We start from the raw sequence: 13,541 nt of genomic DNA on the forward strand, positions 1-13,541 counted from the left end.
CGTTTATCATTATAACGCTATTTTTGTTATTGTCCGCGCAAAGCAAACGCACACATAATCGCCGCCGCAAGCGCGTCAGCGCAGTCATCTGGCTTCGGCACTTCCGATAGTCCAAGCTGAATCCGCACCATCTCCTGTACTTGCGCCTTTTTTGCCGCCCCGTAGCCCGCCACCGCTTGCTTTATCTCGTTTGGTGTATATTCCTCGATCCGAAGCTTGGCCTGGCGACCAGTCAACATCGCAACACCGCGCGCCTGCGCGACACTGATTGCTGTTGTGATATTACGACTAAAAAACAGCTTCTCAATTGCCATAACTGTTGGTTTTGTTTCGGCAATAATATCTGTGATGCCCTCATATATTTCCTCTAGCCTCTCTGGCAACGGCGTATGAGCAGGCGTCCGAATCACCCCCGCTGTAACAAGTGTCGTTTTGCCATGAGCTACGTCGATCACCCCAAAACCGAGGATTCCCGTCCCCGGATCAATCCCAATAATCCTCATTGGCGACTTACCCAGTCATCAAGCTTATCGAGATTATCTGTTATCCTGCCTGCCCAAACCTGCACCCCATCTTGACCGATAATTTGCGAAAGCTCTTCCTGAGCATGATCGATTACAAGCCGGCCAAAACGACGCGTTTTATCCGCAAACACCCGCCACTCGTCATCGCTCACCCCTTTTTCTATGCGCATATAATCAAGTCGACGAAAAAACCGCCCATAAGCTGAGCTTGCTAAATATCCAACATCCGCGTAATGCAAAGCCGCCCCAAGCATGCTTGACTTTGGACGTTTATCAACCGTCGTGTCAATGATAGCGCTCGCGACACGATCTGCTAAATAAGTGTCATACTGCCGAATACATAGCCTAGCCAACAAAGCCGACCGCTCCTCGCGCGAACGCCCCACCTCAAGCGGTAGATGATAATCAGCATCATGCCACGCAGCCCCCAAAAGAAGCGCGTCCCTATCCAGCGCATTACCCGCACTTTCAGCCATATCCGCAATCTCGTCCGCATGACCGATGACATCTAGAGCGTGCGACCAATTATGATACGGCATCTCATTACTGTAGTGTTGCTCTGCTCGATCAACTAGCTGAAATACTGTCTGTCTAGGCAATTCACTCATACCTATAGTATAGTTTATCGACGCCCAAACGTCACAATACGCCGTAGCGCTCCGCCGATCTCGCGACGCCACTCCCACACACCATATCCGACTACCGCCAGACCAATTCCGCCGCCCACCAACCAACTCATCAAGGACTGCTGAGACGACTGCTTATAGGGAATTACTGGGTGCGACGCCTTTGGCATACTAGACGACGCCACCTTGCGACAACGATGGGTTACGGGATTACGTTCATAGCCCTCGTCGCAGGGTAGTAGCTCAGCCACTGCGCTCGCAATACTACGACAGCGATTAGTTAGAGGGTTACGTTCTTGCCCCTCCTTACACGGCGCCAAGCTGGGCACTGATTTAGTCACGATCTTTCTACAGCGATTGGTTAGCGGATTACGTTCATAGCCCTCATCACAGGCCGCAAGCGCGCTAATCGCCTCACCGATGTTTCGACACCGCCCCGTCTCCGGGTTTCTATACTTGCCAGCTGGACAATCTTCGGTATCGTGCGGTTTAGAAATCGGCGTGTATGGACTCGGGCCAGCAACAGAAACTGTCGTCGTCCAATCCCATACACCTTGAGGCAGCTTCATCCACGAATACCCCTGCTTGGTAGCGCCTGCACCCTCATACCGAACAACCCCAAACCCATTACCACCCCACCTTGGCTCAAACCAGACATAACCACCACCATTAGCTAGATTGAGCGGTTCACCTGCCCCGTTTAAGTCAACTATTTCATAGCTACGCGGTTGAATAACCGTCTGCTCGCCGAACAAATACGTGCTAGCCTCTGTACGACGCCCACCCGACCCATCATTTCTCAAAGCGTAATCATAAAGACGAATTGGCTGATTACTATTGTTATAAATCTTTACAAAATCATGGCAGTACGTATTGGAAATTTTCTCTTGTGGTGAGCAGTCAACCGCGTAAGGATAAACCTCTACGATCTCAAGAGCACCAGAATAAGTAGCCGGAGGAGTATATAGACCATCATCATACAGATTGACCGATCCGCCAGGCTCTTTGAGCCTTGTCTCATAAAACGTCGACCCTACATAACCCGACCCACGCCCAGTGTTGCGTCTCCAGACCGACCCACCCGATAGCGTTTGCGCCTTTAGATCTTTGTACATGTACGCTTCGGTACTGATTGATTTGTTCGGCGGAACTAGTCGGACCGTTTTTACCTGAGTGAAATCAGGTTCTTTCGACCAATTAGTTCGATACGAATACCCATCGATCGCTACTTGCGCGCCGATCGATATCAACGCATGACGATACGGCTCAAGCATGCCTGTAAGACCACTTGCCCGTCCGATCAACTGACTTTCTACCGAATTTATACAATTAGCATCACAAACCGCAAGACGCCACTGCGTTAAATCAACCAATGTCGACCCCCTGTTAAACACTTCTATCACCTCAAGCGAGCTTTGGTCGTTTACGTTTTTATAAGCAGAAATCTCGATATCTGGTGCTTGTTGCCAGTGATAATTTGGCGTCCTCGACGACGGCACGGCGAGTGCGACCGCCTCCATGTGCCGTGGCACAAATATCATAATTACCAAAATCCACAAAGCACCCTTCCATGCCCGCCTCATGTCTATATCACCCTATTTCAAGCTGTTGATTACCCCCAGATATACACGCCAAACAACTCCTGTGCAAACATAAGCACAGGAGTTTTGTAAAAAATACATCAATTATAACTTACTGATCGATATCGACTTTGATGTCAGCGTTCGTATACACACCCGTTACATCATCCAGATCTTCAAGTGCGTCATACACTTTCATCACCTTGCGTGCCGTCTCAGTATCCTCAACCGGAACCTCATTATTGGCTACATATTGCAGTTCAGCTTCAGCAACCGATAAGCCAGCCTCGACAATTGCCGTTCGCACCTTTGCCAGATCCTTCATCTCGGTGTAGACCAGCAGCTCACCATCTGACTCACTCGCATCCTCGGCACCAGCGTCAAGCACAGTCAGAAGCGCATCTTCTCCGCTTGCTGACACCCGTATCACACCCTTACGAGTAAACTGAAACATGACACTTCCAGCGTCGGCCATTGTTCCACCATTTTTCGTCACAGCGGTACGCACTTCTGGATACGTACGATTCTTGTTGTCGGTTGCAGTTTCAATAATAAACGCCACCCCTCCAGGGCCGTATGCCTCATAAGCCACTTCCTCGAGCTGTGCGGCACTTTTATCGGCTACCCGATCGATTGCCCGTTGGATATTTGCTATAGGCATATTAGCACTTTTAGCTTTTTCGATAGCGAGCGCTAGCGCCGAGTTCATGCTGGGGTCAGTGCCACCGCGTGCAGCAATCGCAATCTGGTTACCAATTTTCGTGAATATTGCGCCACGTTTTGCGTCGTTAACACCCTTGTCACGCTTAATTTTTGACCATTTATTGTGTCCCGCCATTGACTCACTCCGTCGTTAGATAATTCGTAATTTGCTAATCATTATAGCATAATATCTCTGTTACTCTACGATTGATGATGTCCTTAGTACAAATTTTGTGCGCCATTTCATATATACAACCACCACGACGACGACCGCTATATATAGCGCCACTACAACTGGTGTCCACGACGGCTTCAGTAGCGCACCCGGTACTTCAGAAAACCAGTTGACAATTGCGATCTGCGCGTTCAATAGTTGCTCTGCCGGCCAACCGATAACTCCCGCCAATCCCGGCATTAGCCAAGCCCCTAACCCAGCTACTGCAACCAAAACCATCGCCAGCGGAATAAACGGCAAAATTAACAAATTAGCAAATGGCGCAACAATACTCATCTGATGAAATGCCAACACCATAATTGGCAAAGTCGCCAACTGGGCGCTAATTGTCTCTATAAATAACTGGCCAACAAACGGCGCCTTGTCCTTCCCAAAGAAGTAGCACGTCACGATCGGCGCAACAATCATCACACCAGCAAACGCCGCAAAACTCAGCGACCAGCCGAGGTCTCCCCAACCAAAACTTGGATCAATCATCAAAGTTATCCCAGCCACTGTAGCCAAAAGCGTGACAGGGTGAAACGTCCGTCCATAGTACCACGCCCAAAGTCCAAGTAATGCGACTATTCCAGCTCGCGTCATCGTCGCACTTGTACCAGTCATCAGTACAAAGCCCGCCACCAATCCCACACCGCTAATCATCGCCAGGTATTTCGAAACCCTGGCAAAGAGTCGTCGCCCCGCTCTCACAAGAACCGTCAGATTATAACCACTCGCAACAACAATATGCGTCAATCCAGTCACCTGAAGTGCCGTCGCCAGGTCATCTGGTAGAGCGCTCTTTTTACCTAGCAAATAACCAGTTCCCAAGCTCGCCGCTGGATCATGTACCGCCGTCTGCACATGCCCGGCAAATCCATCACGTATATTTAACGCCATATCCGATTGACTGGCTCGATCATTCGCAGCGACCACTCCAGTAATTGTTGCCACAAAATTGCCAAACCCCTGATCAACGCGCCCGATAATTTTCACACGGTCACTTCGCCTCGCGCCATCGGCGTTGCTTACGGTCGCAAATATACGCCCTGGCAACTTCCGGTCTCCTATCGTCACGTCATCCAGCTTCAGATGAACCCGACCACGCGTCGTGGCGTCTACGTCGTCAGTTATCTTGGCGTCGATCTCTAGCCTGCTTTCACCGACTAGCCCTCGATACACCTCTCTAGACGACATATCGACAGCTCCTCGAGCGCTCCCAAGTAACAGCCCACCACAGCAAGCTATCACCAACAACATTCGACGACGCCTCCAAAATGCTACCGCCAAACACCCCACGCCCAACAACCCACTGACTATAGGCTCGACACTATACCACTGAGCAAAAATCACCCCCATCACAAAACCCAACATCACCGCAGTGAAATGCCAAGTCGGATGAATCCGCTCTTTTAGCCAGTGCATAGCTCGATACTACACCTTGACAGCCTCTGTTGCAAAGTGATATATTTATGGAGTTATTTTTGACCATCACCAGATTTTACTTACCAAACCAACCAAATTGATGTGATCGGTCAGTGTGTAACCGAGAGAATTCTGGCCGGCTAGATTCGCTCTCGCTCCAACCCTCACGCCGGTCGCACCAAACCATTTCATTACGGGCCCATAGCTCAGTCGGTTAGAGCACCTGCCTTTTAAGCAGGGTGTCGTGAGTTCAAGCCTCACTGGGCCCTCCAAGTCAAGAATCCACCATTGGTGGGTTTTTTGCTTGTCTGGCAAAGCCCTCAACCTTATTTATAGCTCAAATAACACCGTCAATCCATTGACTGATTTTAGATTTTATGATATCATATTAAGGAGTGACTACTGGGTCATTTAGTTAATTACCGTAATAAAAGCTGATATCCAGCCTACTTACCCTAATCAAGCGGGTCGATATGAGCTTTTATTCTGTCTAGTGTAAAAGCTCAGCAACTTAACAGTTGTACAGTGCGTGTCACACGGCTCAGATAGCCAACGACGACTTAAAGGGATCGTCCCTCGCACTACGTTACCCTTAGGAGTAGCAACAATGTCCAACATTCGCACCCTTGCTAACGTCAAGGCACTGTATGGAGATAAGGTCGTCGAGACGGCAAGATCTTTTGTCATCATCGCGTACGGAAAATACCTTCCGGGTATCTCTTTCGTTCTGCGTAAGGGCTTTGGCGGAGATCCGCTAGAGTACCGACAGGACCCCCCGACAAAAAAGATGGTCGCCAACATGGGGATAAGCTTTGGTGCGCCAGAGTCGGGCGTGTCCGTGCTCTTCGGAGACTTTTGGCTCTCGAGGTATGGCAAACCACACTTCCGCCCGAAGTCGCCACAGACGGCGACCCACGTCATCGTCAAAGTCGGCTGGGGTGGATGCGGCCAGCCACGCACGCGTGGTGCGTGGTCGGCCCCCGATGGGGTCACGTATTTCCGTAGGGCCAGCTCAAACACTGGTGGCGCTGGGTACGACTACTACGTCGTACCCATTGGCTACTACCTCGTTGTTCGCGACGAGGAGCTGGACGGAAACACAGCCGTCACGGTAGACTTCGCTAAACGTGCAGCGGAAGTCAGACAGTCGTACAAGGAGTACGACGAGATGATCGCCGCACGAAAAAGAGCCGAAGCTGAGGCCAAGGCCAAAGCCGAGGCCGCCAGCCGCAAGGCCAGACCTGAGCTGCTGCCTCGCTTGGCAAGAGCCCAGGCTCGCCTGGATGAGCTGAAATCGGGCAACCCCGACACCAGCTATCCCACGCTAGAGCCAGGCGAGACAACGTTCAAGTTCGGCTGGAGCGATAAGCTCTACACCGAGGAGAACGTGACTGAGGTCGAGCGAAAAATCGTGCACTGGGAGGAGCAGGCCGTCGAGGAACTACGACAACTGGTGGCTCGCACTAAGTTCCAGCCTCAATACGAGGCACTTTCTCAGCGCGTAGAGAAGCTCGGACTAGCTCTGAACTTCAGCGAGGAGAAAGTGCATTGGACGGGTCGCGGGAGCTACCACGGTGGCTACCCCTATACCCAAGATGGCATTGAATCCTTCGTGGCTGACCTCATCCGCAAGGAGGAGGAGGAGGCCGCAAAGGAGGCGCGAGAGAGGGCAGCTGCGATCGCCAAGGCTTCAGCCGAGGCAGAAGCCGCCAAGCTCGGGCTGCCCCAGAATATCCGTATCTGGAAGCGCACTGGTGGCGCAACCAATTGCGGTATGGGCTGGGTAATCAAACCTGACGGTTCCGACCGCGAGCGCGACGGGATCGAGAACAGTAACCCAAGAAGAGCCGAACGCTTGGACGAGGGTTACCTCTTCTGGAGACAAGTTCTCCCAGGTGAACTCGTACTGTCTTGGAGCAAGGCCACTACAGCAGGGGAACACCATTTTGAGGTAGTATACTTGCCAGAGCTGGTGACTGAGGCACAGCTCGAACGTACTGCCGAGATCCAACAGGAGCTGGAGGCCATGTGGGCTGGCCGTCGCGGCCTGTCCTCAAACCGCCCAAGCCCAGCCGTTGGTCGTGGCTGGGGTCTGGGTAACTTCGAGACGCCTCCGGCGCCATCGCAAGTTCTGGACACAGCCACCCCCACTGTTGAACCTGATAGTCATCAGGAAGAGCCGCCGGTCGTCGACATGGCCGAGGCCCTCCGGGCACTACAGGAGAAATGGAACAACTGTTAATATGGATGGCCCTCTCGAGCCAATACTTTGATTAAATCAAAGTAGAATCAAGAGACACCCCAACCAGTATAAGCTTTTTCAAAAGCCAGCTGGTTGGGGTATTTTCTTTGGAAAAATTACTATTTAGTGTGATTTTTTCTTTTCTGGGCTGGCCGGTTTTTTGTAAATCAGCACATCAATCAAAGCACACGCGACACAGGCCGTAATTATGATATTTTGATATTTCACAAACTCAACAACATACCGCTTACTCTGCTCATCTAGCACCACCGCATTACTAAATGCACCATAGGTGAGCGCTACCGCCAAAAGCGCAAACACCAAACTACCGATCAAGCCGTGATAACGGGTTGGCGCCCTGTTAGCGCGAATCATCACGAGAAAGGCCGGAATTAGAGTCAGTGTAACTGAAACGATACTAGTTAACGGCGGTTGAACGATCACTATCCCCGACTGTGCAACAATTGGCGTCAAACTATCTGTCCAGAGGCTAGCCAACAATGCACCAGCCGCGAGAGCCAAAGTCGACCCGCCCATACTCCGACGGCTTAACCACGCCACGAGATAAAGTAGCGCCAGATATATCACTAGTATGATGATATACGTCATGCATTAAGTATATCATTAGCAGATTAACCAATCGTCAACAGACTAACAGGTCGCTTTTTTTAAGCACCAACTTTATCTTTTTTGCGGTGTCTTTTTGCGTTTTGTTCGATATATTCAATTATCGCCCTAGCGACATTGCGTCCAGTGACCTTTTCGATCCCAAATCCTGGGCTGGCGTTCACCTCCAGCACCAATGCACCGCGATCTGAACGCATGAAATCAACCCCAGCGACCGTCAGACCCATAGCCCTGGTAGCCTTAACACACATTTTACGCTCCGCATCGGTCAGTTTGACCGATTTACCGAGACCCCCTTTGTGAATATTGCTACGGAAATCATCGTCCAAACTCCGCCTCTTCATACTCGCCACCACCTGAGAGCCGACCACAAAAGCACGAATATCCGTACCGGCCGATTCTTTGATAAACTCCTGCAGCAGTACGTTAGTGCCGTCAGAATTAGTCAGGTAAAACGCTTGCAGTACAGATTTTGCCGCTTTTTTGGTTTCTGCTAGCACTACCCCGTTGCCGTGAGTCCCGCGTGCTAGCTTGATAATCACTGGCGTGCCACCAATCTCGTCTAAAAGCACTTCGATATCTGTCTCATTGCGCGAAAACACCGTCTTTGGGATCGCCACCCCAGCACGCGCCAGCAGTTGCACTGAGCGTAATTTATCGCGCGAACGATTTATAGCAATCGATCGATTAGCAAAGAAGGTGTTTGGGTACGCCATCTCAAGCTGACGCACCACCGATGTGCCATAACGTGTCATATAGCTTGCAATACGTGGTATGACAGCGTCAAATTCACCGATTTCTCCACCTCGATATATCACTTTTGGGTTTTTTTCATCAATCGCCACGTAGCAATTCTTATATTTGATTATCTTGACTTTATGACCGCGCCTTTCGGCCTCTTCCTTGAGGCGTAAGGTCGAATAGTTGATATTTCCATTAGACAAGATTGCAATCCGCATCACTTCGCCCTTTTCTGGTGATATTTTTTATAAAATTTGTGAGGATCTTTGGTTAGCTCTTTATTTAGCCTGATCGTCCGAATCTTCTTTGGGCTTTTCACTTCGCTTATACTAACATCAACCAAAAACTTCCCATTCAGCGTCCGCCGACCAATCAAAACTGGAAAATTATGCATCGCCCTATCTGATAAACCAAATAAAGCCCTGACCTTTTTACCAGCAACTGCAATCGTAAAATGTGTCCTATACTTAATGGTTTCATGCCCAGAGGCACTCTTTACCGCCGCCACTGAGTAGTCTGTTCGCCGAAACACCTTGCCATTATAATACGGCGAACCTTTGCCAAATAGCGAGAACTTCAAGACGCCGTCCTTGTCGACACGAATATTACTCGCCCACACTGACGAGCTATCAGCGCCTGTATCAATTTTGGCCGGCACATCAGTAGCACGCCTACCAAAATTGATATAAACACTTCGACCAATCGTATCAAGTTGACGAGACATAGCTATATTATAATCTAACTTATTAGTAACTTTCATTCACAAAAAGGTTGACACTGAACCCCACCATACTACTCACGCCAGTGCTCCATAGCTTTATTGACTAGAGCCTCGACCTTATCATCTAACCTTCCATCCGAAGCGATAGCTGGTCGGCCCAGGAATATCGTTGCCAATCGCCCCCAGGGTCCACCAGCCTACTACCCATACTATAGTCTTGGATAATAGCTCTTTTTGATCTATCAGTACTTTGGTCAAACATAAAACCAGACCGAATAAAGCCTAGGTCAAGATCGTACAACCCCATCCTCAAGCCCTCCCTTGATGTCATGGGCTCATTTGCCAACAGGTGTGGAATAATTAACGCACAATCGTCATAGTCGTTGGTGTATTGAGGGTCTTCAATAGTATAGTCTACACCTGTTATCTCCAGTATATGCAACAAATAAAAAGGTATATGCCCCTTTTCGGGACGATAATTGACCGTCAAGAGTGGCGTCGCACCTGTAATACGTGCATTTACCTCCAGAGTATATATATCGTCATCAGTCACTAGAGAATCAACGCCAAATATTCCCCGATAGCCACTTTTTTGCAACCTTTCGCCAATAATACGAGCATTTGCCGTCATTTTTTCAGACAACCAGCCTTGCTGGTCTGCCTGGAGTATCTCTACTCCACAGAACTGCTTCTGACCAAATGAAACCGTATCTACTAACTGTGGATGAGCCACAATTTGTCTCTGCACTGGTCCAACAAACACACCATACCGCGTCACTACACCCTGCACCGACCTTTCAGCCGCACTATTGATGAAGTCCGAAACAACCACCTGGTCGTCCTGCTTATCTAACGAGACCATCAGCTCGATGACTTTTTCCAGCGATTCAGCATCACCAACTATATACGTCCCCCTACCACCACTAGAAGTAGCGTCCTGGAGAACAATTTTCTCACGACCAGCAAACACCTCTGACGGTGTTCTTGTCGCCAGCTTGCCCCAGCTAGAAATTTCATGCGGTGGCAAGTTGATAGACTTATCGGCAAACATCTTTCGAAACATTGCCTTGTTCTCAAATTGGCTCGAGATCTCACGCATTAGCGCACCTGGCACAAAGCTTATTCCACTATCAGACAACTGCTCGGGTACAATAACAGGCTTATAGGTCATTATGTAGTAGCCCTCAAAATACCGCTTCAGCATCTCCTGAAACATAGGGTCACGCAGAAGAGCTCGCGTATTATGCTTGTCCTGGTAATATCCCCTTCCGGCATACTCCTCAAGCGAGCAGGAGCTCCAGTCTGGATCATCAATAAGTGAAGCAACCTGATAGTTCTTGAACCACATCTGAGGCCCCCACCGCATAGATGGGTGAATACCAATGCCAGCTATCTTGAGATTTTCATCATAACGTACTTTCATTTACACCACCTCGTTTTCTGTCGGGTTTAGGCTCGCCGATTCAAGTATAATTCTCTGATGTTCTTTCGAGGTACTAATCTTACCCGCTAACAACAAGTTTAGCTGCAAATCATCACCACAAATAGACTCGAGATATTTCCACACTTGTACCGAGCCGTTGTAATAGCTCAAATCCTTAAACAAAGGCAGCTCATCCGTGCCTCGAAAAATACGTATCGTTGCGATGCCAGGGCCGTCAATAGCTTGTCGCTTGCATTTTTCAACCTGTTCGCTGGTCGGTACTTCGCCGTCTGCTAGCTCTTCAAGCAGTTTCATACGCCATTTTGCCTCGTAAGCGTCTACAAAACCTCTACCGTCAAAATACGCCAAACCAGCTGTAATATAATGGTCTACACCAGCTTCCTTGAACTCACCCTCTAGTGCCTGTTCGGCTACCTTACCGAGCCCCTCTTGAGTGTCTGCATAACCAGCTAGTCCACGACCAAGTGGCTTGAGTGTCGTAGAGCTACCAGTCATCGCGGTTAGGACATGGATACCGAGTTCATGCACCACCAAACGACGAGCTTCAGCCGCAGTGACTGGCTGACGATCAAATGGAATAACAATTCTTTTAGAGGCCGGTGCAACCTTGATTGCAGTTGCCTTTCCTAGCTCTACTATCCACTCTTCGTCTTCAAATTCCTCATCAACAATCGCCTGAAAAATATCACGCAACTGCTCAGGGCTAATCAAGTCATCGGTTTCAGGTACGTGTCTGAGCATATCGTCGCACAAGCTATGAACCACCCTGTTCATCCACTGGACCGTCTCATCAGATGGACGAAAGCGACTCTCTGCTAGGGATGCATCAAACGCTTCAGCTGGTAAAATATCTTTCAGCTCAGAAAAGATCTCTTCTGCCTCAAAACTACGATTTTTCTGAGAAATTTTAGCAATTTTTTCGCTGAGCAACGACTGATAGGTCCCCCGGTCTGGCTCACCGTACAACTTAATATTTGCCCCCATAAATCGTTCGGTAGCATCTTCTTTTTCAGCCGAGCCGTCTTTTGCCTCGTTATAATCGTGCATCGCCGACACCAGCTCCATAGACAAGATCTTGGTTTCAATAGCGCCCTTATATACCGGCCCTTCTATTCCTGGCATCAGTCTAGTAGATTCTAGTAGCGAGCTAGCTAGCGCGTAGCATTTCTGTTCGCCCTCTCGGCTAAGCGCTTTAATCATTGGATATTCTTGGTGAAAAGAGCTAGCCTCGCCACGAATAAGAGCATTTATAGCACGTTCTTTGCTCTCTTTATCGGGCACTGTATATTTGATGATACCTGGGGTTATTTTTGTTAGTCGACTGTAGTCAGTATTAAATTTTTCCTGATCAAAAGATACTGGGGCTATCTCTTTGCTGTTCATACCCCTAATTATAGCATAAAACTATATATTTTGCAATACCACACACCGGATACGCTTATCCGAATATGCCTCGCTTTTTTGCGCTATCGAACTGCTCCAATAACTCTCGTTGCTTCTTAGTAAGCTTGGTTGGTGTATCGACTATAACGCTGACGATATGCGGACCGCGCGAATCATTCCTAAGGTGTGGTACACCGTGCCCAGACAGCTTGAAGTCTGTACCACTCTGAGTACCAGCTGGTATCTTCATCCGAACTGTCCCGTCAACTGTGTCGACGTCAATTTCACACCCCAAGGCCGCATCCACCATACTGACATGCTCTTCAGATAGAATCAGATCGCCTTCGCGTGTGAACTTTTTGTGTGCTTTGACACGAATACCAACGTATAGATCACCCTTTGCACCTCCGCCAACCGCTTCACCGCGACCACGCAGACGGATAGTTGCCCCATCATCAATCCCAGCTGGAATCTTCACGGTGATAGTTTGCTGACGCCGCTCGACGCCAGTACCGCGACATTGGGTACAAACCTTCTCTGGAACCTTGCCCTTGCCGTGGCACATATCGCAAGGCACCGCCTGCTGGATCGGACCAAACATCGTATTCATCACCCGAACCTTTTGACCAGCACCCTTACACGACTGACAAGTTTTTAGCTCATACCCTGGCTCGACTGCCTGTCCCTTACAATGGGTACACTCGTTATCCAGGTTGAGGTCAAGTTTTACATCTTTGCCAAATACCGCCTCTTCAAAGCTCAGAGTGACCCTAGTCTCAACATCTCGACCGCGTGCAGGCTCGTGAGCTTGCTGACCCGCACCTCCAAAGAATTGGCTAAAGATGTCACCAAAACCGCCCATACCGCCAAAGTCAAAATGTACATCTTGGCCGTTAAAGTTAAATCCTTCGAACGGATTGCCACCACTGCCGCCACCAGCTCCGCCAACACCAGCGTGACCAAATTGGTCATAACGTTGACGTTTCTGCTTGTCTTTTAGGACCTCATAAGCCTCATTGACTTCTTTGAACTTAGCCTCATCACCACCCTCCTTGTCAGGATGATACTTGACGGCCGCTTTACGGAAAGCCTTTTTTATCTCGTCATCACTCGCGCTCTTGTTGACACCGAGGACTTCATAATAATCACGTTTGTCTGCCATTAGTCCCATTATATAAATTTAGCACTCTAAATGCAAGAGTGCTAAATCCAATAACTTTATCTATATAGCACCCTATGATGCACGCCAAGATGGCGGCCCAGCACAAGTCACAACATACTCTGGCTCCACCAAAAACACATCAACGACGAA

At 49.2% G+C, this 13,541-nt stretch carries 12 protein-coding genes and 1 tRNA gene; 2 read left to right on the forward strand and 11 right to left on the reverse strand.

Annotation, left to right across the window (positions count from 1 at the left end; all coding sequences use genetic code 11):
* Positions 1–26: 26 nt before the first annotated feature.
* The 5 genes from ruvC to GWK75_04010 all read right to left on the reverse strand — a co-directional run bounded on the left by ruvC (position 27) and on the right by GWK75_04010 (position 5,071).
* Positions 27–503 (reverse strand): crossover junction endodeoxyribonuclease RuvC, encoded by a 477-nt coding sequence (gene ruvC, locus GWK75_03990; protein ID QHU91572.1) that lies wholly within the window; start codon positions 501–503, stop codon positions 27–29.
* Positions 500–1,132, reverse strand: coding sequence for a hypothetical protein (locus GWK75_03995; GenBank protein QHU91573.1), 633 nt, complete (start codon positions 1,130–1,132; stop codon positions 500–502). Before GWK75_03995 ends, ruvC begins: the two co-directional genes overlap by 4 nt.
* 14 nt (positions 1,133–1,146) lie before the next feature.
* Complete coding sequence (locus GWK75_04000; GenBank protein ID QHU91574.1) at positions 1,147–2,733, reverse strand: hypothetical protein; 1,587 nt, start codon at positions 2,731–2,733, stop codon at positions 1,147–1,149.
* A 109-nt stretch (positions 2,734–2,842) separates the two neighbouring features.
* Complete coding sequence (locus GWK75_04005; protein ID QHU91575.1) at positions 2,843–3,568, reverse strand: YebC/PmpR family DNA-binding transcriptional regulator; 726 nt, start codon at positions 3,566–3,568, stop codon at positions 2,843–2,845.
* 60 nt (positions 3,569–3,628) lie between these two features.
* Complete coding sequence (locus tag GWK75_04010) at positions 3,629–5,071, reverse strand: hypothetical protein (GenBank protein QHU91576.1); 1,443 nt, start codon at positions 5,069–5,071, stop codon at positions 3,629–3,631.
* 195 nt (positions 5,072–5,266) lie between these two features.
* Here GWK75_04010 and GWK75_04015 point away from each other — a divergent pair.
* Positions 5,267–5,343 (forward strand) — tRNA-Lys (locus GWK75_04015).
* A 335-nt stretch (positions 5,344–5,678) separates the two neighbouring features.
* Entirely contained in the window at positions 5,679–7,313 is a 1,635-nt protein-coding gene (locus GWK75_04020) for a hypothetical protein (protein QHU91577.1), read from the forward strand.
* A 123-nt stretch (positions 7,314–7,436) separates the two neighbouring features.
* On the opposite strand, the gene GWK75_04025 is transcribed toward GWK75_04020, so the two are convergent.
* From GWK75_04025 to dnaJ, 6 genes are all read right to left on the reverse strand, one after another.
* Positions 7,437–7,922 (reverse strand): hypothetical protein, encoded by a 486-nt coding sequence (locus GWK75_04025; protein ID QHU91578.1) that lies wholly within the window; start codon positions 7,920–7,922, stop codon positions 7,437–7,439.
* Positions 7,923–7,981: 59 nt separating this feature from the next.
* A complete protein-coding gene (locus GWK75_04030; protein ID QHU91579.1) occupies positions 7,982–8,899 on the reverse strand; it encodes a RimK family alpha-L-glutamate ligase in 918 nt (305 codons plus the stop codon).
* On the reverse strand, positions 8,899–9,405 hold the full coding sequence (locus tag GWK75_04035; protein ID QHU91580.1) for a hypothetical protein: 507 nt from the start codon (positions 9,403–9,405) through the stop codon (positions 8,899–8,901). Before GWK75_04035 ends, GWK75_04030 begins: the two co-directional genes overlap by 1 nt.
* 121 nt (positions 9,406–9,526) lie before the next feature.
* Positions 9,527–10,825, reverse strand: coding sequence for an ATP-grasp domain-containing protein (locus tag GWK75_04040; GenBank protein QHU91581.1), 1,299 nt, complete (start codon positions 10,823–10,825; stop codon positions 9,527–9,529).
* Positions 10,826–12,229, reverse strand: coding sequence for a DUF1704 domain-containing protein (locus tag GWK75_04045; GenBank protein ID QHU91582.1), 1,404 nt, complete (start codon positions 12,227–12,229; stop codon positions 10,826–10,828). It abuts the gene before it with no gap.
* Between the two features lie 55 nt (positions 12,230–12,284).
* Positions 12,285–13,391 (reverse strand): molecular chaperone DnaJ, encoded by a 1,107-nt coding sequence (dnaJ, locus tag GWK75_04050; protein QHU91583.1) that lies wholly within the window; start codon positions 13,389–13,391, stop codon positions 12,285–12,287.
* Between the last annotated feature and the right edge of the window lie 150 nt (positions 13,392–13,541).

The organism is Candidatus Saccharibacteria bacterium oral taxon 955, from assembly GCA_010202265.1.
Taxonomy (GTDB): Bacteria; Patescibacteriota; Saccharimonadia; order Saccharimonadales; family Saccharimonadaceae; genus Saccharimonas.

Excerpts from the sequence above, each read along its gene's own strand:
- GWK75_04005 (QHU91575.1), bottom strand. The coding sequence starts at position 3,568 with ATGGCGGGACACAATAAATGGTCAAAAATTAAGCGTGACAAGGGTGTT.
- dnaJ (QHU91583.1), bottom strand. The coding sequence starts at position 13,391 with ATGGCAGACAAACGTGATTATTATGAAGTCCTCGGTGTCAACAAGAGC.
- GWK75_04025 (QHU91578.1), bottom strand. The coding sequence starts at position 7,922 with ATGACGTATATCATCATACTAGTGATATATCTGGCGCTACTTTATCTC.
- GWK75_04045 (QHU91582.1), bottom strand. The coding sequence starts at position 12,229 with ATGAACAGCAAAGAGATAGCCCCAGTATCTTTTGATCAGGAAAAATTT.
- GWK75_03995 (QHU91573.1), bottom strand. The coding sequence starts at position 1,132 with ATGAGTGAATTGCCTAGACAGACAGTATTTCAGCTAGTTGATCGAGCA.
- GWK75_04000 (QHU91574.1), bottom strand. The coding sequence starts at position 2,733 with ATGAGGCGGGCATGGAAGGGTGCTTTGTGGATTTTGGTAATTATGATA.
- ruvC (QHU91572.1), bottom strand. The coding sequence starts at position 503 with ATGAGGATTATTGGGATTGATCCGGGGACGGGAATCCTCGGTTTTGGG.
- GWK75_04020 (QHU91577.1), top strand. The coding sequence starts at position 5,679 with ATGTCCAACATTCGCACCCTTGCTAACGTCAAGGCACTGTATGGAGAT.
- GWK75_04010 (QHU91576.1), bottom strand. The coding sequence starts at position 5,071 with ATGCACTGGCTAAAAGAGCGGATTCATCCGACTTGGCATTTCACTGCG.
- GWK75_04030 (QHU91579.1), bottom strand. The coding sequence starts at position 8,899 with ATGCGGATTGCAATCTTGTCTAATGGAAATATCAACTATTCGACCTTA.
- GWK75_04040 (QHU91581.1), bottom strand. The coding sequence starts at position 10,825 with ATGAAAGTACGTTATGATGAAAATCTCAAGATAGCTGGCATTGGTATT.
- GWK75_04035 (QHU91580.1), bottom strand. The coding sequence starts at position 9,405 with ATGTCTCGTCAACTTGATACGATTGGTCGAAGTGTTTATATCAATTTT.